19 protein-coding genes are annotated in these 25587 nt (G+C 52.6%); 10 read left to right on the forward strand and 9 right to left on the reverse strand.

What is annotated here, in order from left to right; translation table 11 throughout:
- Positions 1-137 precede the first annotated feature (137 nt).
- Both CF651_RS31315 and CF651_RS31320 read right to left on the reverse strand, forming a co-directional pair.
- On the reverse strand, positions 138-1496 hold the full coding sequence (locus CF651_RS31315; RefSeq protein WP_094018793.1) for a TrkH family potassium uptake protein: 1359 nt from the start codon (positions 1494-1496) through the stop codon (positions 138-140).
- Between the two features lie 350 nt (positions 1497-1846).
- Positions 1847-2377 (reverse strand): DNA topology modulation protein, encoded by a 531-nt coding sequence (locus tag CF651_RS31320; protein WP_094018794.1) that lies wholly within the window; start codon positions 2375-2377, stop codon positions 1847-1849.
- A 223-nt stretch (positions 2378-2600) separates the two neighbouring features.
- Here CF651_RS31320 and CF651_RS31325 point away from each other — a divergent pair, with 223 nt between their 5' ends.
- Complete coding sequence (locus CF651_RS31325; RefSeq protein WP_094018795.1) at positions 2601-3503, forward strand: hypothetical protein; 903 nt, start codon at positions 2601-2603, stop codon at positions 3501-3503.
- Between the two features lie 186 nt (positions 3504-3689).
- On the opposite strand, the gene CF651_RS31330 is transcribed toward CF651_RS31325, so the two are convergent.
- Complete coding sequence (locus tag CF651_RS31330) at positions 3690-6197, reverse strand: cation-translocating P-type ATPase (protein ID WP_094018796.1); 2508 nt, start codon at positions 6195-6197, stop codon at positions 3690-3692.
- 86 nt (positions 6198-6283) lie between these two features.
- The gene (locus tag CF651_RS31335; RefSeq protein ID WP_094018797.1) at positions 6284-6616 is read right to left on the reverse strand and encodes an ArsR/SmtB family transcription factor; all 333 of its coding nucleotides are present in this window, start codon (positions 6614-6616) and stop codon (positions 6284-6286) included.
- A gap of 351 nt (positions 6617-6967) precedes the next feature.
- On the opposite strand from CF651_RS31335, the gene CF651_RS31340 reads away from it, so the two are divergent.
- Positions 6968-7573, forward strand: coding sequence for a pentapeptide repeat-containing protein (locus CF651_RS31340; protein WP_094018833.1), 606 nt, complete (start codon positions 6968-6970; stop codon positions 7571-7573).
- 13 nt (positions 7574-7586) lie between these two features.
- Here CF651_RS31340 and CF651_RS31345 read toward each other — a convergent pair whose 3' ends face one another.
- The 3 genes from CF651_RS31345 to CF651_RS31355 all read right to left on the reverse strand — a co-directional run bounded on the left by CF651_RS31345 (position 7587) and on the right by CF651_RS31355 (position 10886).
- A complete protein-coding gene (locus tag CF651_RS31345; RefSeq protein ID WP_094018798.1) occupies positions 7587-8387 on the reverse strand; it encodes an MBL fold metallo-hydrolase in 801 nt (266 codons plus the stop codon).
- A gap of 269 nt (positions 8388-8656) precedes the next feature.
- A complete protein-coding gene (locus CF651_RS31350; RefSeq protein ID WP_094018799.1) occupies positions 8657-9580 on the reverse strand; it encodes a DNA-binding domain-containing protein in 924 nt (307 codons plus the stop codon).
- Positions 9581-9584: 4 nt separating this feature from the next.
- Positions 9585-10886 (reverse strand): sensor histidine kinase, encoded by a 1302-nt coding sequence (locus tag CF651_RS31355; RefSeq protein WP_425436375.1) that lies wholly within the window; start codon positions 10884-10886, stop codon positions 9585-9587.
- Between the two features lie 164 nt (positions 10887-11050).
- Between CF651_RS31355 and CF651_RS31360 the strand changes: the two genes are divergently transcribed.
- Positions 11051-12337 (forward strand): cation:dicarboxylate symporter family transporter, encoded by a 1287-nt coding sequence (locus tag CF651_RS31360; protein ID WP_094018800.1) that lies wholly within the window; start codon positions 11051-11053, stop codon positions 12335-12337.
- A gap of 148 nt (positions 12338-12485) precedes the next feature.
- On the opposite strand, the gene CF651_RS31365 is transcribed toward CF651_RS31360, so the two are convergent.
- Positions 12486-12680, reverse strand: a complete 195-nt coding sequence (locus tag CF651_RS31365) for a hypothetical protein (RefSeq protein ID WP_094018801.1) — start codon at positions 12678-12680, stop codon at positions 12486-12488.
- Positions 12681-12698: 18 nt separating this feature from the next.
- Positions 12699-13520, reverse strand: coding sequence for a class I SAM-dependent methyltransferase (locus CF651_RS31370; protein WP_094018802.1), 822 nt, complete (start codon positions 13518-13520; stop codon positions 12699-12701).
- A gap of 271 nt (positions 13521-13791) precedes the next feature.
- Between CF651_RS31370 and CF651_RS31375 the strand changes: the two genes are divergently transcribed.
- The 7 genes from CF651_RS31375 to CF651_RS31405 all read left to right on the forward strand — a co-directional run bounded on the left by CF651_RS31375 (position 13792) and on the right by CF651_RS31405 (position 25583).
- Complete coding sequence (locus CF651_RS31375; RefSeq protein ID WP_094018803.1) at positions 13792-14787, forward strand: glycoside hydrolase family 130 protein; 996 nt, start codon at positions 13792-13794, stop codon at positions 14785-14787.
- A 134-nt stretch (positions 14788-14921) separates the two neighbouring features.
- Complete coding sequence (locus CF651_RS31380) at positions 14922-16766, forward strand: sensor histidine kinase (RefSeq protein WP_094018804.1); 1845 nt, start codon at positions 14922-14924, stop codon at positions 16764-16766.
- A complete protein-coding gene (locus CF651_RS31385; protein WP_179233086.1) occupies positions 16738-18273 on the forward strand; it encodes a response regulator in 1536 nt (511 codons plus the stop codon). The genes CF651_RS31380 and CF651_RS31385 overlap by 29 nt, the downstream gene beginning before the upstream one ends.
- 175 nt (positions 18274-18448) lie before the next feature.
- Entirely contained in the window at positions 18449-19360 is a 912-nt protein-coding gene (locus CF651_RS31390) for an ABC transporter permease (RefSeq protein ID WP_245856231.1), read from the forward strand.
- A 12-nt stretch (positions 19361-19372) separates the two neighbouring features.
- A complete protein-coding gene (locus tag CF651_RS31395; RefSeq protein WP_094018807.1) occupies positions 19373-20242 on the forward strand; it encodes a carbohydrate ABC transporter permease in 870 nt (289 codons plus the stop codon).
- Positions 20243-20338: 96 nt separating this feature from the next.
- Entirely contained in the window at positions 20339-22015 is a 1677-nt protein-coding gene (locus CF651_RS31400) for an extracellular solute-binding protein (protein WP_094018808.1), read from the forward strand.
- A 37-nt stretch (positions 22016-22052) separates the two neighbouring features.
- The gene (locus CF651_RS31405; protein WP_094018809.1) at positions 22053-25583 is read left to right on the forward strand and encodes a carbohydrate-binding domain-containing protein; all 3531 of its coding nucleotides are present in this window, start codon (positions 22053-22055) and stop codon (positions 25581-25583) included.
- Positions 25584-25587 lie beyond the last annotated feature (4 nt).

Below are 25587 nucleotides of genomic sequence, written 5' to 3' on the forward strand. Positions count from 1 at the left end.
TTAAAGAGTCTTGAGAGTAATATCTCAAGACTTTTTTCTTTTTTCTAAGGAGTCAGCATTGGAACGTTGGTCTGTAAGGAAACGACGGTAAAGCCAGTTGTCCTTAGAAGCCACCCCCGGGGGTGGCTTTTTGCTTTTTAGCCGACAATCAGCTTTTCCTCGGGATAACGGAGGTCTGCCTGGGGCCTGCCGGACATCATGGAGGTCAAGAACAGCATCATGCCAATACGTCCGATAAACATGAGAAGGACCAATGTGATTTTGCTCGGGGCAGAGAGCTCGCTCGTTATGCCTGTAGACAAGCCGCAGGTACCGAAAGCGGAGCTGACCTCGAAGAGCACGGAAATGAGATCGAACCGGTGACCCTCGGCTATCAGGATAGCAAAAATACCTGACAAAACCAGTGCAGCACCCGTAGCACAAAATATATAGCATTTCATCACATCTTCTTGCCGGACCGATCTTTTGAATACCCGGATTTCCGTGCGGCCGCGGGCAAAGGTAAGGACCGACAAGACAATTACCGCTATCGTAGTCGTCCGGACGCCTCCGCCCATACTGGAAGGACTGGCGCCGATAAACATAAGCAAGGAGAGCAGCAGCTTGCTGGCATCTGTCACCTCGGCATAATTAAAGGTAGCCAAACCTGCGCTCCGTGCGGTAACGGAAGAGAAGAGCGAGTTGAAGAACACTTCCGATCCATTTTTATTGGCAAAAGCATGCGAGCCTTCTGTAATCCACATGCCTAAAGCCCCGCCAACCAGTAAAATTCCGAACGTGAAGGTGGTCACCTTGGTATACAAGGAGAATCGAAAACGGTTCGGTTGCTTTACTTGTGTAAGATACGATACCAGCTCGACCAGAACGGGAAACCCGATGCCGCCCATAATAATAAGCAGCATGGTCAAGGTTTGTACGGCATAATGGTGTGAGTAATCGATCATGGAGTTGCCGAACAGATCGAATCCCGCATTCGTGTAGGCTGAGACGGAATGAAATAGCCCATAATAGAGGGCGGATCCCAGACCTTGAGCTTGTCCGTTGTAATAAAAGTAGAAAGCAAAAATGATGCCGCTGATTCCTTCCAATAACAAGGTGATGCCGATAATGAGCCGAATCAAGTACACGATACCCGAGAGATTGTACCGGTTCTGGTCGATCATCAACAGCTTTCTTTGCCATAAGCCGATGGACTGACCCAGCAGCAACCAATAAAAGCTCCCCATGGCCATAATACCTAGCCCACCTAGCTGAAAACCTATCATTAAGATAACCGCTCCAAAGCGGCTGAATGTATCAGCTGTGCTTACGGTAGTTAATCCCGTAACACTTACGGCACTGACTGCTGTAAAAAATCCATCGATCCAAGACAAGTGAACTCCCTGCTTGTGACTAATAGGGAGCATCAATAAGACTGTGATCAGCAAAGTGGCAGCAAAATAGGAAATAACGATCCACCTTGCTGCAGACAAGCGAGCCATTGACTTCCTGCGCATCGTTGCGATTCCTCTTTCTTTTTGTTTCAAGTGTTGTTTCGACCGGGCATGATCTATTTAGAGCAAATTCATGTTTTATAGTTCTCCGTATTGCTTTTTTGTAATCATAGACAGGGCTATCATCATCTGCTTATGCCTTTTTTTCAGCGGCCGGATATGGGTTATCAACAGGGGATTGTCCCACAAGCAAGCATTACTTATCCCCATGGGGATAACCGAAGTTGATTTAATGATTATCTACATATCTACAAATGTTTATGGATAAATGCATCAGGAGCAATCCACAGCATCATCGGTCCTTCCGAGTACATGGTTATACACAAATACGGCTGTTTCGGTATGCAGGAGTATTAAGCTTGTGTTAGGGAGGAGGGGATCTGTTTGAGAAAATGTTCCGCTTCCTTCGGAGAACGTAGAATAATGACGGTCTTTTGGCCGCTTAATGCGGTTAGCCGGTTTAGCAGGGCGGGGCGTTGTTTTTTTCGAAAGTTCCAAATCCATTTCAAAAATTGCAGTTCAAACCGTTCAGGACAGCCGGCTGTTAAGTCAGGCCTTGTTTTGCCGCGGTACATAAGAGTTCTTTTGACGGCCCGGTATAGACATAAATAGGTGGGCATATCGAGCCAAATGATCGTATCCGCCGCCTGCAGCCGGATGTCCAATGTTCGGGCATAGTTTCCGTCTATAATCCATTGGCCGCCCTGCACTAGTTGGCGTTGAAACGCATCCCATTCCTCTCTCGGGGTAGGCACCCAACCAGGCTTCCAATGCAGAGCATCCAGATGGTACACGGGTAAGCCTGTATGTTTGCCCAGCTGTCTCGAAAATGTGGATTTGCCGGCACCGGCGGAGCCGATAATTGCGATTTTACTCCAAGTCATAGCAATCACTCCTTACCTTAAGGTTAAAATAAGGACCCTTTTTCATCCTACCATAAAAATGGGTCTGGTATTTATTTGGGGATTACTTTTAGCATCCAAAATTTGCTGAAAGTCATTTTAAGAGACTTTACAGTTGACGCTCAGGGACAATTCAGCTTGGGCCTATATTATAGGGGATGTAAACAAGAAACACCACAAATAAAAATAAACGGAGGAATAAACTATGAAAATGAATAAAAAATTAGTCGCAGCCACTTTGGGAGCCGTATTCGTATTCAGTGCTATGGGATCCGCTTTTGCCGCTGAGGTTCCTGTACAAAACCGGGACCAGGCGCAATCTAAATATTTTGCAGATAAAAGTAACGTGAATGTTGATTTGAACCAGCTTGCAGCCAATAAAGGCATTACGGTAGATGAGCTGAAGGCTCAGATGAAGCAAGGACGCGGAAATGAAGGAAACCGCCGTGGCGGTGCGAATTTAGAGCAGCTAGCAGCGGAAAAAGGAATCACCGTGGACGAGCTGAAGGCACAGATGGAGCAGGAGCGCCAAGCGAAGCTGGAAGCGACGGCAGCGGAGAAAGGGATCACCGTTGATGAGCTGAAAGCGCAAATGGAGCAGGAGCGTGGGGGCAAGGACGGCGGTAACCACGGTGGGTTTAACCTGGAGCAGCTAGCAGCAGAGAAAGGGATCACCGTGGACGAGCTGAAGGCGCAGATGGAGCAGGAGCGTGGGGGCAAGGACGGCGGTAACCACGGTGGGTTTAACCTGGAGCAGCTAGCAGCGGAAAAAGGAATCACCGTGGACGAGCTGAGGGCGCATATGGAGCAGGAGCGCCAAGCAAAGTTGGAGGCGACGGCAGCCGAGAAGGGCATTACGGTAGATGAGCTGAAAGCGCAGATGGAGCAGCAGCGTGGGGGCAAGGACGGCGGTAACCGCGGTGGAGCGAACTTGGAGCAGCTAGCAGCAGAGAAAGGAATCACCGTGGATGAGCTGAAGGCACAGATGGAGCAGGAGCGCCAAGCGAAGCTGGAAGCAATGGCAGCGGAGAAAGGCGTGACGGTGGATGAGCTGAAAGCGCAAATGGAGCAGCAGCGCGCGGCACACCAGCCGCAGGGAACAAACTAAAGCTTTAGGGGAGGACAATAGACCTCTGCGTGAAATAAAAACGAGCCTTCCCGACATCATGCGGGATGGCTCGTTTTTTTGAATGCTGTAACAATGTATATTTATCGAATCAACTTCTACTGACTTTGGCAGCACTCTGATCCAGTTCAGCAGTTCATTGAAAGACGGGGAAGCGGTTGGCCCTGCTTAGACTGCCCGTTCCGGTCCCCGTTCGATGAGCAGCGTGAGACTGATCAAGGTGATGAGAATTGTCGCGCCCATATCGGACAGAATGGCGAACCATAATGTGAGCCAGCCGGGGATGGTGAGGAGCAGCGCAGCCAGCTTCAGGCCCATGGCAATGCCCAGATTCAGACGAATCGTCCGGTTCACCCGGCGGGCGATTCGAATGGCTTCGGGCAGCTTGCCCAGGTGGTCCTGCATCAGCACGATGTCCGCCGTTTCGATGGCGCTATCGGTGCCTTTGCCCATCGCGATGCCGAGCTCGGCTGCGGCCAGGGCGGGGGCGTCGTTGATGCCGTCGCCGACCATGGCGACGCGGCCTTCCTGCATCAGCCCGCGGATTTGGGCGACCTTGTCCTGCGGGAGCAGGCCCCCATAGTAGGCGGTTACGCCTACGGCATGGGCGACCTTGGCCGCGGTTTGCGGATGGTCGCCGGTCAGCATGACCGTGCGGCGAATTCCACCGCCTGCATGCAGCGCCGCGATCACCTCGCGGCTCTCGGGGCGAATCTCGTCGGCGATGCCGAACATGCCGAGTACGGCTTCTTCATCGGCCACGAGCACGAGCGTGAGCCCTTCTGCTTTGAGCTGCTCCACTTCACGCTGCACGGAGGCCGGCAGCGTAAGGTGACTCAGGTGCGCTTCGTTGCCCAGCCAGTAGCGCTTGCCCTCGATAACCGCTTCGATGCCGCGGCCCGAAGCGGTCTGGATGTCCGGAGAGGTATCCGCAGCATGAGCCGGTATTTTTTTGCTTGCGAGCTCCTTCATGATTGCCTTGGCAAGCGGATGGGTCGACGATTGTTCCATGGCGCCGGCGATGCGGTAAAACCGCTCTTTATCCGCGGTAAAGATGACCGTCCGTTCTACGTGCGGCTCGCCTAGTGTGAGCGTACCGGTTTTGTCGAAGGCCAGTGTGTTGATCCGGCCCAGCTGTTCAAGAAATACGCCGCCTTTGATAAGAATCCCGTGCCGTGCATTGCGGGTAATTCCAGCCACAATCGCGATTGGGGATGCAAGGATCAGGGCGCAAGGACAGCCGACGATGAGGACAGCGAGTCCTTGATACAGCCATTCTTTCCAGCTGCCCTGAAACAACAGCGGCGGGATGATAACGACCAGAAGTGCAATGATCATAATGGCTGGCGTGTAATATTTGGCGAACCGGTTAATAAATAATTCCGTCGGTGTTTTCGTTTCCTGCGCTTCCTGCACAAGGTGAAGAATGCGGGCGAGAGAGGAGTCCTCGTAGGCTTTCTCGATCTCGATTTGCAGCAAACCGTCCTGGTTGATGCTGCCGCCAAAGACCGAATCGCCCTTAGCTTTACTAAGCGGCAGCGATTCTCCGGTGATCGCCGCTTCGTTCACGCTGGCCGTGCCTTCCACCACACGGCCGTCGGAAGGAATCTTCTCTCCGGCCCTGACCAGCACCCGGTCTCCGACCTTCAGCGATTCGATGGGGACGATAGTTTCTTTACCGCCGTGGAGCAGGATCGCTTGCTTCGGCGCGACCTGGAGCAGTGTCTCCATGCTGCGCCGGGCTTTTTCCATGCCCATGCCTTCCAGCTTCTCGTTGATCCCGAACAAAATCGCAACCAGCGTTGCTTCCTTCCACTCCCCGATGCCGATGGCACCGATCAGGGCGACAGTCATCAGAGTGTCCATATTGAACTGCAGCCGCAGCAGCCGCTTCAGCCCCTTGATGAATGTGCCGTAGCCGCTAAGTACAATGGCCGCCAGATAGAGGATAATGCTGACAGGCATAGGCAGGCGATCCTGAATCAACAAAGCCGCTCCATACAATACGGCGGAAATGATAAGCTGGCGCGTTTGACTGGTGCTGCCGTGCGAATGGTCATGGTCATGGTCGTCATCTGCAGCGTGGTCGTGATGATGCCCTAAGCTTGCTGCAGGATCAGGGTCATGATCGTGAGCATGGCCGTCGTGAACAGAAGCAGGGATGTTCCCGGCGTGAGCAGGGTGCCCTTGAGGATGACCATGTCCATGGCCGCCATGGGCTGTAGCAGCGCTGCTCCCTTCGTGGGCAGCATGCCCTTGTCCAGTGCGATCCTTGCTGAGTCCTTGGGTATGCTTGTGATCGTGGGCAGGCGCTTCTCCGAAAGGCTGCAGACTCGAATGCAATGCATTTGTTTGATACGCATCGGAATTCCCTGCATCATCGTCTACTGCGGTCTGCTCCAAACCGGCTGCATGCTCCGAATGAGGCAAGGAGATACCGCTTGAAGGCGCAGCATCGGGCGCTCGTCTTATTTTGGCGGGGGCTGCCTCCAGGTAAGCCCCGTCTCCTTTTAAAATTTCACGTATTCTCGGCAGTGGTACCTTCGGGTCTACCCGCAGTCTCCCGCTGTTATAGCTTAACGTTGCGCTTGCCCCGTGCTCAAGCTTTTGAATCTGCTCTTCGAGCTCTCGGGTGCAGTTGGCGCAGCTGAGTCCTTTGACACGATATTCTTGCATGAGCCTCTCCTCTTTCCACCCCTGAACGGTCGCGCGAATGCGGCGGCTGACGGGGGTTCAGCAGTGTGAAACGAATAGGAACCTAGCTAATCATGGTTGGCGTGATGAATGGCCTGAGTGAGCAAATCCATGACATGCTCATCATCGTGCGAATAATAGAGCGTCGTACCGGCGCGGCGAAACTTGACCAGACGCAAATTTTTGAGAAAGCGCAGCTGATGCGATACGGTTGATTGCAGTAAGGACAGCTCGTCGGCAATTTCGTTGACGGAGCATTCTTTTTGCGATAATAAGTATAGAATTCGGATGCGCGTCGTATCGGACAACGCTTTAAACGTCTGGGAAACCATAAACAAGGATTCTTCATCCAACGTTCGTACAGCAGTGTCAGGCTGCTGCGGAAGATTATAAGATTCCATACAAGTCCTCCAAATCTCAAAAATGAATATATGAGTATATGTTCATATATTAAATCATAATGACATCTTTTGTCAACGAGGCCTCTGTCTATTCTTTTCCTCGGCAGGTGAATAGCAGCCAGTCATTCTTGCGGAGGGCCTGCTTGGACTGCCTCCAGCGGCCGCCATATTTTAATTAGTTTTCCCGATTGCCCTTGGATTTACCATATTCATTGGAAAGCTTGCAGTTTCGCTTAGGCAGCGCCCATAATGGGAAGGAGTGATTCTGGATGGCAAGAGCTCAAAGGCTGCTGGCCATGGGGCCTGTACCGGGATGACGCGATTGGAGAAACGAGAAGCGGGGGAGAACGGATGTATTCCTATATCGAACAACAATATACGGAAGTGGATTTCAGTCATAAGGATTTGCGCGATGGGGAGCTGCGCCAGTGTACTTTTACACGCTGTCGGTTTCGCGGGGCGCATCTGGAGGAGGTATGGACCGTTGGCTGCCAATTCGTAGAATGCGACTTCTCGGGGGCACAGCTGAATGGATCGGTTCATACCGGCTCGGCCTTTACAAACTGCAGGTTCCATGGAGCAAACCTGTTCGTATCCAAGTTCGAGGAGTGTAAAATGGTCGGCTCCGACTTCTCGGAAGCCTCTCTGGACGGTGTCACGATTGAAAAAGGGGACTGGTCCTATACCAGCCTGCGTCATGCCAATTTGTCCAAGCAGTCGATGAGGGGCGTTCGTTTTGTGGAAGCGGATTTGTACGAATGCAATCTGGAAAAATGTGATCTTCGTGACGCCGATTTCAGCAGGGCGCAGCTCAGCAGGGTTCGTCTGTTCGGCGCGGATCTTAGAGGGGCTGTGCTGGACGGGGTGAATTTCAAATCGTTCGATGTCAAAGGCGCACGCATGGATGCGGGACAAGCCGTCGCTTTCCTCCGCTCCTACGGCGCCAAGGTAGAGTGAAGGTACACTTGCATTAATGAAGCGGTACGATCCATCCGGTTTCCGCCAGACGGACGTGGGGCGGCAGCGCATAACCGTCCGGCTCTGCAGCCAAGCGAATGTCTACGCCATGGGACATATGGGTAAAGATGGCCCGGACAGGAGCCGTCTCCTCGAGCAATTGCAGTGCCTCCGTCATATCATAAACCGATCTTGTATGGAACGGCGCGTCCTCTTTATAAAAGTTGGTGCCGAGAATGAGCAGCTGCAGCCCGTATAAGGGGAGGAGCTCCTCTCCTTGCAGGTGAATGGAATCGGAGCAGTACGCAAAGCTGTAAGGGGTGTGTTCCGTACGATCGAAACGGTAAGCATAGGCATAGCCGTTCTTGCCATGGCACACTTTCCAGGGATGAATTCGCCACGATCCCCAATCGAGCCCGGCGCTGCAATCATGAAGCTCGAGATGCTGCTCCAGCCACGAGAATTGCCTGCGGATGATCTCGAGTACTTCCAGGGGCGCGAATACGCGGCCTTTTTTGCCCTGCCAGCGGCAGGCATCCGCCCATTCCGGCAGCCCTGCGATATGGTCGAAATGCGCATGGGTTATGAGCACCTGGTCCATGTCCCTCAGGCCGAACTGCTCCATCTGCGTCCGCCAATCCGGCCCGCAGTCGATAAGCAGTGCTCCATGTGCGGCGGATTGCAGACTGACCGAGGAACGGTATCTCCGGTTCCGGCCTGTCGTTCTTGCTTCCTCACATATGGGGCAGGAGCAGTGAACCCGGGGAACCCCCATGGAGTCGCCTGTTCCCCAAAACATCAATGTATCCGTCATAGCAGAACCTCTTTTGCCCAATAGTATTAATAAGAGCATAACAGCAATAGCAGGGGTGGACAAGGAAGCTGGTTATCCACAATCTTATCCACATAGTCAACAGGGGCCAAACCATAAGAAAGAACCTGCTTTCCTTCCACATATCCACATATCCACAGCCAATGAAATACACAGTCAGGCGGACCAGCGAAGATTCGTTGCGGGATGCTGCCTGTCGGCGTGGAGAGCGTCGAGCCCTTTTTCCATATCGGCAAAGGGGTATTTTTGCTTCAATGCATCAAACGCTTGGCCTCCAAATAGAGCACCTGCACGAATTTTTTCGTATTGATGCGGGTTGGCAGCGGAGACGGCTCGGCGGCGTTTTGCAGCTCGAGCATTTTTTTGCGTACCTCGGTGAAATCAAAATAACGCGAAGCGTAGTTTTCAAACTTTGGATTGGAATAGTCAGTCAGTCCCAGCGAGGCCACATGATTCAGTGTTTGTAAAATAGCTCTGCGGACCCGCTGCTCGGAAGCCTTCACTTCCTTGCCGATGTCCGTTTCCGCTGCGGCGGGACCGAGGCGGCGGATCGCCAGGCTCCGGAACAAATCTTTGAGCGCCGGGAACGAATGCGGAGCCGCGGATTCCATGTCGTATTGATACAGCAGCTCCAGCATGTTGAGCAGATCCTTGCTCCCGCTTTCTCCCAGCATGCCGAGCTCGGACAATAAAGTGCGGCCGGCGGTCACGATGTTTTGCTCCGAGCTGGGCTTCAACTGCGGCCCCGGCGACTTGCCGAAATCGAGCACCTGCAGCGTCTGTTGAATCGCGTGAATGGACTTTTGCAGCCGGACGCGCTCCTCGACCCTCCGGATGACCGACAGCACCTCGAGCCGGTTGATCGGCTTGGCGATATAATATTCGATGCCGAGGGAGTAGGCCTCCCCGATCATATCCTTTGTCTCGATTTGGGAAATCATAATGATTTTCCCTTTGAAGTGCGGCGCTATTTCCCGGACGGTCTGTATGCCGTCTCGAACGGGCATCAGGAGGTCAATCAGCAAGATGTCAACCTTCTTCAGGTTGAGCACCTCCGGGTCTACGAGGGAACCATCCTCCGCTTCCCCTACAACCTCGCCGAGCGCTTCATCCTCGATCAAATCCGAGAGCATCAGGCGGACGCCCTGATCATCATCCACAATATAAAAACGCATAGGGTTATCCTTTCTTCGTCAGTTTATGCAGGGGCAGGCAGATCGTCAGCGCCGTGCTTTCGCCTTCACGCAGCTCTTCCTCCACCACGATGCGGCCTCCGAGCCCTTCCGCCACCTGGCGGATATAAAATAGTCCCATCCCCGTCGACGGTTGGCCTGCCGCATCATACTTCGTGGTGTAGCCCGGAGTAAAAATACGCTCCCGCCTTTTGTCAGCAATGCCCGGTCCGTTATCCGCTACCCGGAACAGCAGCCACTCTTGCTCCAGGCGGGCTTCGATCCAGACGATGCCTTCCTGCCTGATCGCTTCGACCGCATTGGCCGCCAAATTATTGACAAGCGAGAGGACAGTGAACACCTGGAGGGCAGGCAGCACGGCCTCTACGTGTAACTGGAATTGCACGGATTTGCCGAGCGCTGCCGCATATTTGCGATTCGTCCGTACAATCAGCTCGCCGATCTGGCCCGCCTCCATATAATCTGCCGTACTTTCCTCATTAATCAGCTTGGCCAAGCCGGCATAAATACGCTGGTTGTCTTTTTTAATGTCATGAACCTGTCCCGAGATGAGCAGCGCTTTTTGCGCCAAGGCTTTGGTTTGAGCGGCGTCTGCGGGATCGAGCTCTTGAAGACTTCGATACAAATCATAGCAGTCCCGGGTAATCGATTCGGCGTCGCCGAGCGTTTTTTGCAGCTGGACCGATTCCTCGTACAGGTTGGATATCATGACAAGCACCTGCTCATTTTGCGCACGCTGTTGTTCCTCGTTCAGTACGGCTTGGCGCAGCTGAATAATGTTATAAAAGCCGAGCACGAAAAAGCTCCGGATCAGCGCTATCAGAATAATTTCACCGTATACCGTAATGCGGGACCATTCCTCCGCCACCGAGTGCCGTACGGATAGCTCGGCGAAGCTGGACACCGTTTCAATCACAATGTCCAAAGCACCGACCCGAAGCGGACGGTAAGGCTCGCGGTTCATCCGCAGCAGCTGAAATAAACAAGCGTACGTTAAGTAATAAAAGAAAACCGGGTAATGCAGCTGGAACAGACTGCCCCAGGTCAGCTCCGAGCCATGGAACAGCGTATCCCAGCCTATCCGGAATAACGCTACGCAAGCCCCGACGGCGAGACCGGACAGCACCGGAGCAACCTGACGTATCCATAGCAGGAAAAAGAAAAAGACCGGTGTCCCGAGGCTGATGCGGAAATCGTCATGAAACGGATAAAACTTCACTTCTCCCGCCAAAGGCACAGCGATCAGCATAAGGAGAAAAGCGGCAAATCGTTCTTTCAAGGACAGCACATCCCGGTTCGTATGAATAAGATTTACATTATTGTACCGAAGTTTTTCCCTTTTATCGAATCTTAATAATATTTTAACCTCAACGCGTCGGTTTCTGTCGGTTTTGGTAGAGCGCATTTTAAACTAAGTCATGAAAGCAATTCCAACCGAGGAGGGCAAAGACAGTGAAGAAAATAGGATTAGCAGCGCAAATTTTCATCGGACTGGCCTTGGGGATTATCATAGGAGCGATTTTTTATGGGAATCCGGCTGTTGAGACGTATTTTAAGCCTGCCGGTGATTTGTTTATCCGGTTAATTAAAATGATTGTCGTTCCCATCGTCATTTCGACTCTGATTGTCGGGGTTGCGGGTGTCGGGGATATGAAAAAGCTGGGGAAGCTCGGCGGTAAATCGATTTTGTATTTTGAAATCGTCACCACGATCGCTATTATCGTCGGCTTGCTGACGGCGAACCTGATCAAGCCCGGTGCAGGAGTCGATATGACGCACTTGGCCAAAACCGATATTCATAAATATGTCGAGACGAGCGACAAGGTGGGGCATAACTTCATCGATACCATCGTCAACATTGTGCCGACGAATATTATTCAATCGTTGGCCGCGGGGGACATGCTCGCCATTATTTTCTTTGCTGTGATGTTTGGTCTCGGACTTGCGGCGATTGGCGAGAAGGGCAAGCCGGTCATCCATTTCTTCGAAGGCGTAGCGGATGCGATGTTCTGGGTGACGAACAAAATTATGAACTTCGCTCCTATCGGTGTCTTTGCTCTGATCGGCGTGACGGTGTCCAAATTCGGTCTGGCGTCCTTAATCCCGCTCGGCAAATTGGTGCTGTCGGTGTATGGAGCCATGCTGTTCTTCATCTTCGTCGTCTTCGGTATTATTGCCAAAATGTGCGGAACAAGTATTATCACGTTAATTAAAATTTTAAAAAGCGAGCTGCTGCTCGCGTACTCGACAGCCAGCTCGGAGAGCGTGCTGCCGAAAATTATGGAGAAGATGGAGAAATTCGGCTGTCCGAAGTCGATTACTTCGTTCGTTATTCCGACGGGGTACTCGTTTAACCTGGACGGCTCCACGCTGTATCAGGCGCTGGCGGCGATCTTCATTGCGCAAATGTACGGCATTCATCTTCCGATCAGCACGCAGATCACACTGCTGCTGGTGCTGATGGTGTCCTCCAAAGGGATCGCCGGCGTACCGGGCGTCAGCTTCGTGGTTCTGCTGGCGACACTCGGCTCGGTGAACATTCCGATTGAAGGCCTCGCCTTCATCGCGGGCATTGACCGGCTTCTGGACATGGCCCGTACGGTGGTCAACGTGCTCGGCAACTCGCTGGCAGCTGTCGTAATGTCCAAATGGGAAGGGCAGTATGATAAAGCCAAAGGCAAGCAGTATGCTGCCGAGGTAGCTCAGCCTGCTCTGCAGCAGCAGGAAATGGCTTCGTAAGTAGGGGAGTGGGCCTTCCTTTTAGTAGGCCGATAGGGGAAAATGAAGCAGTCCGGGACGATCGGGTCCCGGGCTGTTTTCTTATATTGGCCTTCGGCGCCTGAGTCTGATATTTAAATATGTAAGGCAACTTCGTTAAGGTTGCAGGTTATTTCGTCATGAAGTTAATAATTATTCCAAGTGCCTTAACTACATCCCTTCCACTAAATCCGATATAATTTAAAAACACTAATAAAAGTATGGACACAATAATTATTGCCGTTAATTTATTGAATTTGTATTTAACATAAATTACAGCTATCGCAAGAATAACAGCAGACAAGATTTCAACTATTTCTTCCATGTATTCTCCAATTTCAAATTACTTCAACCCCAAGCGCATCCGGTACCCGAACACAACGTCCCGAGTCTGACCGTTAAAATAGGCTTCCGCCCGGCTGCTCAGCCGTTCGATAGCTTCCTTCAAAGCCGTGGAGCCCAGCTTTTGCACGGTTTGTACTCCACCCTGACTTAGGGCGAGACCGACATACCTGGCCGCATCACATCGTTCTTTGTTGTGAAAGACGGCTTCCTTCGTAAATCGGAATACGCCGCTTTCCTGCAGCGTACGAAGATGCTCTTCTTTGTTCCGCTTCACCGCGCGGTCGCCTGGCTCGACATGCTGTGCTATGATGTCGTCGGCTTGGCGGATCAGCTCGTTGTAGGCCTCCTCGACCTCCCAGCCGGCCATCGGCGGCCAGTCGCAATCGTAGGCGGCGAAGATGCCCCCGTCCCGGAGGACACGGGAGGCCTCCTTCAACGTGCTGACCGGCTCCATCCAATGGAATGATTGTGAGCAGGTAATCACATCGGCTGCGCCGGACTCGATCTTGAGCCCGTTGGAATAGCCGGGAACAAAGGAAATGTGACCGGCGCCGTCCATCCGGGACCTTTTTTCCTCGGCCTTACTCCGCATATCTTCATTGGGCTCCACGCCGATCACCCGGTCCGCCGCCGCTTTCCAGATAAAAGAGGACAGGCCGGTGCCACTCCCTACATCCACAACGAGTGCAGGCCTTCGCCCCAAATATTGCGTTAGCAGCTCCACGACGAACTTCGGCGCTTCAGGCCGGTTCTGGTCATACCCCCCTGCGTATCCTGAGAAGCGGTCGACATTGTTTTGATTATGGCCTGCTGGTCTCATCGTATGCATCCTCCTTCATGGGTCCAGATGGGTTCTTCTCCCAATTTATCATATCTGCCAAGGAAGGCATAGCCTTGTACGCAGCGGGAAAGCCGAGATCCCCCGTCCGGATGAACGATCTAAAGATTGTATCCGTTTATCAAAAATTTATAGATGTCGAACCGCACCTCCTGTATTACACTGGCATAGCAGACGATCAGGCCGACCTTTTTATGAATGAAAAATCGTGCGTAAACGAATAAATTATTGTATATTACGGAGGAAATGAACGATGTCCATTAGCGGTTCTCTGAAATCCAGTCCCTTGATCACGCGTTATCCCGGCAACCCGATATTGACGGCCGATGACGTCCCTTATATGCCGGCGCTTGTGTTTAATGCCGGTGTTACAAAGTACGCAGGTCAATACGTGATGATGTTCCGCAACGATTACGGGGATGCCGGGAAGCAGACGCTGCTGCCTATCAATACGACGAACCTTGGCCTGGCTACCAGCCAAGACGGCATTCACTGGAATGTTCATGAGAAGCCGTGCTTCGGTATCGAGAACGAGGAGATTATTAGAACGTACGATCCGCGGCTAACGGTCATCGACGGGCGCTGCTATCTGTGCTTTGCGGTAGACACGAAGCACGGCGTACGCGGCGGTGTTGCGGTAACGGACGATTTCGTCAGCTTCGAGGTGCTGAGCATGTCGGCTCCAGATAACCGCAACATGGTGCTGTTCCCCGAACGGATCGGAGGCAAATACATCCGGTTGGAGCGGCCTTTTCCCGTGTATGGCAAGGGTGGCAGGGATAGCTTCGATATTTGGATTTCCGATTCTCCCGATTTGAAGTATTGGGGGAATACGGAGCTTCTGCTGGGCATCGAGAACGTGCCATTCGCCAATGACAAGCTTGGACCTGCGGCCCCTCCGATTCGAACGCCTCACGGCTGGCTCACCACATTCCATGCGGTGGATATCGATGCGTCCCGCGGCAAGAACGGATGGGAGCCTTGTTGGAGAAAAAGATATTCGGCAGGGATCATGCTGCTCGATCTGGACAACCCGTACCGTATCGTCGGCATGTGCCATGAGCCGTTATTGATGCCGGAAGCAAGCTATGAGACGGACGGCGGCTTCCGTAATGACGTAATTTTTCCCGGTGGGATGATCCTGGAGGACGATGGAGAAGTCAAAATATATTACGGTGCGGCCGATACGGTAGAATGCCTCGCCACCGCCCAAGTAGACGATCTGCTCCGGCTGTGCTTGCCGAAGTAAGCTAGCAGACCGGGTCCGAATGAACCTACCAAGGTTCTGAAGCATATTTGCAATACTGTAGGGAAGCTGTGCCCAGGGGCCGCTTCTCTACCTTTATTTGGAGTTAGGGGACACGGTCAGGAGGAGACATAAATATGAAGCATCGGCATGTTCTCCAATACATTCATCAGCATTTTAAAGTCAAGCTTATCTTGATCCTGTCCGTGATCATCATTGTTTGCTCATTCGTCACCGGCTACGTTTCCTACCGGATTTACTTGAACCTGTTTCAGAGCGAGATCAGCAAGCAGTATCTCAAAACAAGCGAACAGACGATGGAGCAGATTGGGTTCAAAATTCAGGACATGTACCGGATTACCGACTTTATTTTTTTTCACCCGCTTGTCGAGCAGATCGTTCAGGGGATGCACGCCGAGCCGGCGAACGGAGAAAGTAAGGAATTCCGGAGGTTTATGCTGGAGCGGGACTTGTCCGAAATTCTGCTTCCGTTAAAAAATGAGACGCCCCAAATTAGAGCGTTATATATTGTGGACATGCAAGGAAACAACAATTACTTCAGCCATACGAACCCTTCCATGCCGATCGAGTTTCCAGGGTTCTATGAACAGGTCAAGAGCGGTATGGTGGAGCAGACGACCGAAATTGTGTGGCAACGGCTGAACATCCCGGATTCCTCCGAGCCTTCCGGCAGCAAAAGCAACCTTGTCGCTTCGCGTCTGTTGAAATCGACCAAGCAGCAGGCGGTATACGGTATGATCATCATGATTATTGACGAATCGTTCCTGTCCGAGCCGCTGGAGCCTTTGATGGCGGGCCGGACGACCGGCGCTTACTTGTATGACCAGTACAGCCGTTTGCTCTACAGCCGGGAGCCGGATGGGCAAGCCGGGTTCGTGCCGGAGCTGGATGCGTGGGAAGGGACGAAGATTCAACGCCATGACGGGCATGATTATTTGTTCGTCAAAAGCGGTTACGAGCCCCGGTCGTTCAGCCTGGTCAGCGGGATCTCCCTGGCCGATATCGAAGCCAAAGGGCGCAGTGTGTACCATGTTGCTTTAATTTCCGGGCTCGTCAGCGTTCTGCTGATGGCGGCGAGCGTTTCTTTCATTAGCGGCAGGCTGCTTCGACCGCTTCATGGGCTGGTTACCGCCATGCAGCGGGTAAGGGAAGGGAATTTGCGCGTGGAAATTGTCACGAAATCGAGTGATGAGTTCGCTTTTTTGGCAGAAAGCTTCAATAATATGGTAGCGAACATTCAAGCGTTAATTCAGGAAGTGTACGTAAGCAAATTGAGCGAGAAGGAAGCGGAGCTGAAAGCGCTCCAGGCTCAATTGAACCCTCATTTCCTGCATAATGCGCTGAACTCGATTTATTGGAAAATTATGCTCCTCTACGAGGACGAGGAAACCGCTTCTCTGGTCACCAGCTTGTCCGAGCTGCTCCGGTATTCGCTCGCCTCGGTAGCAGCGCCCAGCACACTGAGGGATGAGCTGGCCCAAATCCGCAACTACATCACCATTCAGGAAGCGAGGCACGGTGAAGGATTGCACGTCGACATCGAAGTCGATGCGGAGCTCTTGAACTGCCGGATGCAAAGACTGCTGCTGCAGCCGCTGGTGGAGAATGTGTTTGTTCATGCGTTTCGTAATATGACGGGCGAGAAGCGGCTGGTCCTGCGGGCTTTCCGCAGGGCGGATGAGCTGCATATGGAAATCGAGGACAACGGATGCGGCATGAGTCCCGACCTGATTCGAACAATCCTGAACGATCAATCTGTCTATGATCAGCACAGAGAAAGGGAAAGTATCGGGATTCGGAATGTCATGCGGCGTATTTATTTGGTGCACGGGGAGCGGTACCGGCTGCATATCAAGCATTTGCGGCAGGGAACCTTGATGCAGTTCATTTTACCGTATGAAGAAGCTCAGGCTGTGGAAGGGGGGACAACGGATGACACGGATCGTTCTGGTAGAGGATGAACCTTTGTTCCGTAAAGGGCTGGCCAAAATGCTCTCCGGTTCCGGCACGAGCTGGAACGTCTGCGGGGAAGCGGAGAATGGTCTCGAAGCCGAGCCGATGCTGGCCGAGCTGCAGCCTGATCTGGTCATAACGGATATTCGAATGCCGATTATGGATGGACTGGAGCTGTTGAAGCGAACCAAAGCCAGGTTCCCTGTGATTGAATTTATTGTCATTACGGGTTTTCAGGACTTTCAGTATGCCCAGACGGCGCTGCGCTGCGGCGCACTCGATTTGCTGGTGAAGCCTTGCGGCAAGGAGGATATATTCGAAGCCCTGCATAAAGTGGATGCTCTGGTGGCGGAGAAGCAAGCCAGGCTTAGGAAAGAAGAGATGGAGCGGCAACTGCTGCTGGACAATACGCTGCGCGCGATATTTCTCAGGTTCCCTTACCGTTCGGAAGCGGCAGCGGAACTCGAAGCAAGCTTGCGGAGCAGCAAGCTCATTTTGTTTCAAATTACGGATTACTCCCCGACCTCGAAGCAATATACGAAACGCGATGTACCGTTGCTGCAGTTTGCGGTTCTTAATATGATTAACGAATGGATGGATATTCACCGTGCAGAGGGGAAGCTGCTCCTGATCGAATCTGGAAGGTATGCGCTGCTGGCAGATGGCAGGCTGGAGGAGGAGGCGATTTGCGCAGCCGTAAGGGAGTCGGTCTGGCGCCTGTTGGGCTTGACCGTCTCCTCGCAATGTGCCGGGCTAATTCAAAGCTTGGGCCAACTGCCTGACTTGTACGAGAGCAGTGTGGAACAAGCGGCGATGGAGGAACGAGCCGGCGAAGCCCGCAGGGGGGAGGCAGCCTATCCGATCAACCGGGCGCGGCAGCAGCTCATCAGCGCGCAGGTGGCTGCATTTATCCATGCAGGCCAAATGGACGCATTACGGCAGTATCTGGATCAGCTGATCCGGGAAATCTGCGGCATGCCTACGGAAGCATGGAAGGTCGAGGCGCTGTCCTTGGGCTTTGCGCTGCAGGATACGGCCCGCAAGCAGTTCGAGCTGAATCCGAGGCTTGCGGAATTGACAGGGCGCATCCATAAGCTGCATGAGTGCAGGGGCGTGGATGCGGTCCGCGCCTGGATGCTGGCTGAAACGGAGCAGTTCATGAGCCGTTACGGCGAATGGCAGGAAAAGCACAGCCGCAGCGCGATCCTCAAAGCAGCGCGCTATATGGAAGAGAACTATGCAGAATCGCTTTCCTTGCAGCAGGTTGCCGCACAGGTGCATTTGAACGCAGCTTATTTCAGTCATCTGTTCAAAAAAGAAACCGGGCGCAGCTTCGTCGATTACCTTATTGAATTGCGAATGGAGAAGGCGAAGCAGCTCCTCGCCAATACGGATATGAAAATAACGGAGGTATCCGGCAGGATCGGGTACGATCTGCCCAATTATTTTGCGAAGCTGTTCAAGCAGGCTACAGGTCTTTCGCCCAAGGATTACCGCAAGCTGTATCAGGGCTGATCGGTACAGCCTTTATAAGGTCCCAAGCTGTCGATGGAGACAGCTTGGGCTTTTTTATGCCCGCTCACGAAGGGAATCTAAAAATTGTATCCTTTTCCCCATAAATCGTAGATGTTGCCCATCCTGCTCCTTTGTACAATGGAGATACAAAACACGTTACAGGATGGTGTCGAGCATGAGTTCTTTTCCTATCAACAGCAAGAGATTCCGGCAAAATATTCCGTTATTGCTGATGTTTATTCCCGTCGTGCTATTCTTTCTTATTTTCAAGTACGTTCCGATGTTTGGTCTGCTCATTGCGTTTAAGGACTATAACTTTGCGGATGGGGTGCTTCACAGCCCTTGGATAGGTTTGAAAAATTTCGACATGCTGTTTCAACAGTCCCAGACGCTGAACATTATTCGCAACACGCTGGTCTTAAGCCTGCTGAGCCTTGTCTTCGGATTTCCGGTGCCCATTGTGCTGGCGATTTCGCTGAATGAGATTCGAAGGCTGTGGTTCAAAAAGTTTGTGCAGACGGTAGTTTACCTGCCGCATTTTCTATCGTGGGTCGTCGTCGGCGGCTTGGTTCTGACGCTCTTCTCGATGGAATCCAGCTTTATAAATCACTGGATCGAACGGCATTTCGGGGAACCGTACCCGTTCTTGTACCAGCCGAATTCCTGGATTGCGGTGTTCATTGCCTCCGGTGTCTGGAAGGATATGGGGTTCAATGCCATTATATATTTGGCCGCCCTCAGCTCCATCGACCCGAGTCTTTATGAGGCGGCTGCTATCGATGGGGCCGGCAAGCTGAAGCAGATATGGCATGTGACGCTGCCAGGCATTCAGACAACGATCGTTCTGCTCATTATCCTTGCCATAGGCAAGGTGATGGATGTCGGGTTCGATCCGGTATTCAACCTGCAGAACAATGTGGTCAGCAGTGTTTCCGAGGTCATCAGTACTTATGTGTACCGGGTCGGCGTACAGCAAGGGCAGTTCAGCTTAACGTCGGCGATGGGACTCTTCGAATCGGTCGTCTCGTTTATTTTGGTGCTGTCGGCGAATGCGATTGCCCGCAAATTTCAACAAGGCTTGTGGTAGGGGGAGCGAAGGATGAAGTCAACGAGAGGCGAGAAGCTCTTTTATGTCATGAATTATATCGTTCTGTCCCTTATTGGTTTAACTTGTCTGCTGCCGTTAATTCATGTGTTCGCTTTATCCTTAAGCGGGGCCCGGGCTATCGCCTCCGGCGAGATCGGCTTGTGGCCGGTTGATTTTACTTGGGATACGTATAGTGAGGTCTTTAAGGGCACGAAGATGGTTCAGTCGTTCTGGAACAGCACGACGATCACCGGAGTCGGTGTCGTGCTGAGCATGGTGATGACAATTCTGGCGGCTTATCCGCTGTCCAAGCGCTTTTTTTATGCACGGCGATTTTTTACACTGGCTATGGTGTTTACGATGCTGTTCAACGGGGGGATCATCCCTACGTTTCTGGTCATTAAAGGACTGGGACTGATCGATTCGTATGGTGCGCTGTGGCTTCCGGCGCTGATCAGCACCTACAACATGCTCATTATGCGAACCTATTTCGAGAACATTCCCGAGGAGCTGGAAGAGGCGGCGCGTATCGACGGGTGCAATGAATGGCGGCTCTTGGTGCAAATCGTGCTTCCGCTTTCGCTGCCGGTGTTAGCGACATTAACGTTGTTTTACGGGGTGTCGTACTGGAATTATTTCATGAGCGTCCTGCTGTATATCAGCTCGACGGACAAATATAACATGACGGTGCTCGTGCAGCAGATGGTCCAGAATCAGCAGCTGCTGAACGAGATGCGTTCCCCCGACGATACGGTTCAGCTGGTGGCCGAGGGAGTGAAGGCGGCAGCGATTGTGCTCATGATGGTGCCGATGCTTATAGTCTATCCGTTCGTACAGCGATTCTTCGTTAAAGGAGTGATGCTAGGGGCCGTTAAAGGTTGACGGGTGGACGTTAAGCGAATAAATAGCGGAGCGGGCATATTCACTGGACTTCCAAATCAGATGGTAGGATAAACAGAGCGGAAAGGGGAAAGAAGCATGTCTAACACAAACACAATGAAACGGGTGGTCCTTCCAGTCGTCACCTCGGTGGCGCTCATGGCGGTGGCGGCAGGCTGCACGGCAACGAAGAAGGAAGAGGGGGCCTCGGTAGAACCGGCTAAGTCGACCAAGCGGGGGCAGATCACAGCGACTATTTATGACCGCGGCAATATCCCTTCGAGCGAGGGGACTGTGGAGAATAATAAAATCACGAAATGGATTAATGAGGCGGGACCGGTGGATGTCAAATTCGTGCCCGTCCCCCGGACGCAATCGGAGCAAAAGCTGAACACGCTGTTCGCCGGTGGAGGTGCGCCGGATTTGATTCTGGAATATGCTCCGCAAATTAAGAATCCGCTCATCGACCAGAAGCAGTTGCGTCCGATTGACGACATGATTGAGAAGTACAGCACGGAATATAAGGCGCTGCTGCAGAAGTATCCGGCGTTGAGAAAAGCGGGAACCGGAGCCGACGGCAAGCTGTACCAGTTCGGGCGAATTAATGAAACGATCCCGCAGCGGGGCTTGTTCATCCGCACGGATTGGTTGAAGAAGCTGAACCTGGAAGCCCCCAAAACGACGGACGAGCTGTACCAGCTTGCGAAAGCGTTCACAGAGCAAGATCCGGACGGCAACGGGAAGAAGGATACGTATGGGATTGCCATGTCGTATAACTCCGGGGCGGTACTGGACGAAATGTTCGGCGTCACGTATCCGGGCTTCATCGTGCAGAACAACGAGCTGGTTCACGGCTGGGATAACATCAAGGCGGTGACGGAATTCAAGAAGAGGCTGTACAGCGAAGGCCTGGTCGATAAGGACTATCTCAACGACAAGAATGGTTCCAAGGCAAAGCAGGATTTTCTGAACGGGAAAATCGGGATCTACATGGAGCAGTTCAACGTTCCGATCACGTTCTACAACGACTTTTATTTGAATTTGAAAAAAAATGTGCCGAGCGCGGAAATCACGGTCATTCCTTATCCGAAGACACCGGTCGGTCAATATAATCCGATCTTCGTCAACCCGGTCCAAATGACTGCAGTCGTCAACGCACAAGCGAAGGATCCAGAATCGGTGATGAAGTATGTTGATTTCGCCTCCTCCGAGAAATTTATGAAAACGATGTATTACGGCTTCGAGGGCGTTCACAGCAAGTCCGAGCCGGGCAAATGTCCGGTCGTGACCGATTTGGATAAATGGAAAACGGAGTTTAACTTCGGTGCCGGGGATTTTGCGATGCTGGCTTCCCCAACCTTATCAGGCAAATGCTACTTCGGTACCGAAAAGCTGGATGCCAAGGATCCGCTGCAGAATCAGGTGAAGCAAATGTTCGAAATGAACTCGACATTCATTAACTTTGATCTGCCGGTAGCCGGGCCGACGCATGCGGAGCAAATGCCGCAGCTACCGAAGGAGCTGCAGCTCATTCTGACCAATACGACGAAGCAGGTCGGTGTCGGTGAAGGCGATATCTGGGTGAAGTCCATCCTGACGCCTAACTACACGCCTGAGCAAGCGAAGCAGGACGCTATCGCTGCCTGGGAGAAAGCCGGCGGGAAGCAGGTGGATGATTGGTATAAAAGCTTTTACGCCAAGGACAGGGATAAAATCATTTTGACCAAAGATATTTATGACATCTTCAAGGAGCAGCGTGCCCTCCAGAAAAAATAAGTAAAAACATGTCAGGATCGGGAAAGGAAGATGAGCAATGCAAAACAAAAAGCTGCGTGTGGTTTTGTGCTTCCTGATGATTTTCAGTATGTTTTTTACGGGTATTCCTTTTATTAACCATGGAGAACCGCAGACTGCGTATGCGGCCAGCTCAACCATTACGCGGAGCGGAAATGTGTGGACACTGGAAAATGACGTGATGAAATCCGTCGTGTCTTTTGCTGGGGGAAGTATTGAAATGACGAGCTTTTATAACAAAGAAGCAGGGAAGGAGTATTTGACCGGCAGCGGCAGCCAATATTTGTTCTATTACAACTACGGCGGCAGCGACCTGTATGCCAATGACGGCGGATGGACGTTAGGTACGGCTACCATTACGGATATTACGAAATTCGGTACGAGCTGGGGCAAGCTGCTGACGATCCCGGTTACCCGGACTTCTCCACAAAATGTGACCATCAGCCTCAAATTCGAGCTGTATAACGGCAAATCGGGGTTGAAGTACAGCAACTCGATCAAGAATAACGCTTCCTCCGATAAAACGATCACGGAATCGGATATCATCGCGTTGAATTTGCCTAACGATTCCCATACGCTGCATTACGTTCCGAATATGGTCTGGTACAGTACTTCCGGCGCTTTGGCCCCCAATACGGGGAGAAATGCGATTACGGTATACAGCTCCGGCGATGGCTGGGGCCTGCAGCCCGAGATGAACTGGAAGACCGAGGGGGCGCCGAACCGGCTGCCTTTCGCCAGCATCAATGCCTGGAGCGGCATCTCCAATGTTAAAGTGTCAACGAACAGCGAGGCTCTGCAGCTCGTCTTGTTCCCGGGCGAAGAGTTCGAGTACATTTCCGTTAATCTGACGGTGTTCAAGGGAGATATTCTCGACGGCAAAATGGCGGTGGAGGAGCACTTCCGCAAACGGTTCAAATATCATGACGTAACATCCGTTTTCACGACGAACGACTGGGATTACATCGACAAACGAACGGATGCCTTTTTCCGCAATACCGTGGTCCCGAGAGCAGCTCAGGCTGGGCTGGATATGGTCATGATAGACGATTTGTGGAATACGACGCGGGACACGACAGTGGCGAAGACCAGCTTCACGAGTAACATGGCTTCATTGACCGACTATATTGTTGCGCAGGGGCTGCGGTTCGGTCTTTGGTTCAGTATGACAGGGGATAACCATGATCTGGGCAGGGACCTGGCCGATTCGGCCAACATCGAATTCAAACGAAGCCAGGTGGAGGACATCATGATCCCGCAGTATCATCTTTCCCACCAAATGATCGATTTGACCGAATTTTGGCCGAATACGGCGGCAACCTCGACCTCGCATCCGAGCGACAGCGTGTACCGCAAAAATGTGCTGGTCCGCAATTACCTGAACGACCTGGTCTCCAGGCATCCGGATTTCATCGGCAAGCTGACCAGCGAGGTGGACATCTATCCTACCCAGGGAGACCGGAACAACGGGCTGCTGCACATAGCCGACAACGGGTTTATAACTGCTAACGGCGGTGTAGGAACGAGTATGAAAATAGGGTTCGACAGCTTCGGGTATTTGCCGATGAACTCGGTTTATTATGGCGGTTCGCCTACAGGTAGAACGGAGGATTACTATTCGTATATGCTTGCCAGGGTAATCAAGTTTAACACCGACCCAAGCGGTTGGACGACGACCGGAATGGATTCGCTGAAGAAATTTAATGACTGGCGGAAAAATCCGAGAATCAAAGCCCTGACGGATCAAACGACGCGGCCTTTGTATGCCGGCCCGAACTTCGATACCTCCGGTCCTTATGCATGGATGTATACGACGGATGACAAGAGTAAAGCGCTGGTCATTGCGACGGCAGCGGGAGTAACCGGGGCGGCCTCGGACGTGACCCTTAATCTGCGTTGGCTGGATAATAATAAAACGTATCTCGTGGAAGACATCACCATGGACGATAGCGGCAGCAGCACCTACACGTATAAAGGGAAGTTTACGGGGAGTCAACTGAAGACACCGGGCTTGACCGTCAATCTGGCGGAAAACACCTCCAAAGGCAAGGCGTTCTGGATTCAGGAGGATAACGGCGCCTCCATGCAGGTGCTGTATGCGGATGAGAAAATCACTTCGTATACGCAAAATGCAGCGGGCTCCAGTCTCACGGTAAATGTGAACGGAACCGCGAATGCAACCGGCAAGGTCGTTGTTTTTGACCGGACCGCCAACAAAACGGTAACACGCGATGTAACGATCGGCTCAGGCGGCACAGGCAGCGTGACGGTCAGCTCCGGCACCGTGTTCGAGGCGGAAAGCCTCACGGCAGCCGTCTCCCCAGGCTCAAGCACAGCCAATGCGGCCGATACCGCAGCTAGCGGTGGAGCATTAAATTATGCGAATTTCGCAGGGGTGGGCGATTGGATTGAATATACGGTGGGCGTGCCGAGCCCAGGGCCGTATAACGTCAAGGTACAGGTGAAAAAGCATCCCGACCGGGGCATCGCCCAGCTGTATATCGACGGTGCAGCACAAGGCTCGCCAATTGACGAGTACCAGAGCACGCAGGGCTATGTCGAGGTCGATTTGGGCAATATCAACTTCACCACATCAGGGAACAAAGCCTTCAAGTTTCAAATCACCGGCAAAAATGCTGCCAGCAGCACCTACTTGCTGGCCACCGACGCCATCCGGCTGACGTATCAATCGCCTGATGTGCTATTGCCGCCGCCCGTGCCTGAAGGGGTGAAGTATGAAGCCGAGAGCTTGGCCCAAACGGCATCCTCCGGGGCAACCTTGGCGAATGCATCCGACTCGGCGGCCAGCAATGGCGGCTTGAACTACGCCAATGTGAATGTGGTCGGAGGCTGGGTGCAGTATGCCGTGTATGCACAAGCCGGAACGTACAATGTGAAGGTGCAGGTGAAGAAGCATCCGGACCGGGGGACGGCGCAGCTGTATATCGATGGGGCGGCACAAGGCTCGCCGATTGATGAGTATCAGAGCACGCAGGGCTATGTGACCGTCGATCTGGGGAATGTCACGTTCAATTCGGCGGGGGTGAAGCCGTTCAGGTTCCAGGTGACCGGCAAAAATGCCGCCAGTAACGCATACACGCTGGCCACCGACTATATTTCACTGACGCCGCAGCCGCTCGTCTATGAATTCGAAAGCCTGCCTTCCACCCTGTCAGCAGGGGATTCAACGGCCAATGGCTCCGATGCCGCCGCTGGCGGCGGAGCGTTGAACTATAGCAATTTTAATGGGGTGGGGGGCTGGATCGATTACACCGTCGCGGTGCCTGCTGCCGGAACCTATACGGTTAGCGCGAGAATCAAGAAGCACCCCAGCCGGGGGACGGCGCAGCTGTATATCGACGGGGCGGTACAGGGGGTTCCAGTTGACCAGTATCAAAGCATTGCCGGATACACCGTTGCCGGTATGGGCAATGTGACATTCAGCTCCCCGGGCAATAAGAGCTTCAAATTTCAAATTACCGGCAAGGATCCGAGCAGCGGCAGCTTCACGCTGGCTCACGATGAATTGATCCTGACCCGGACCAATTAAGCTG

The sequence above is a fragment of the Paenibacillus rigui genome, assembly GCF_002234615.1.
GTDB lineage: Bacteria > Bacillota > Bacilli > Paenibacillales > NBRC-103111 > Paenibacillus_S > Paenibacillus_S rigui.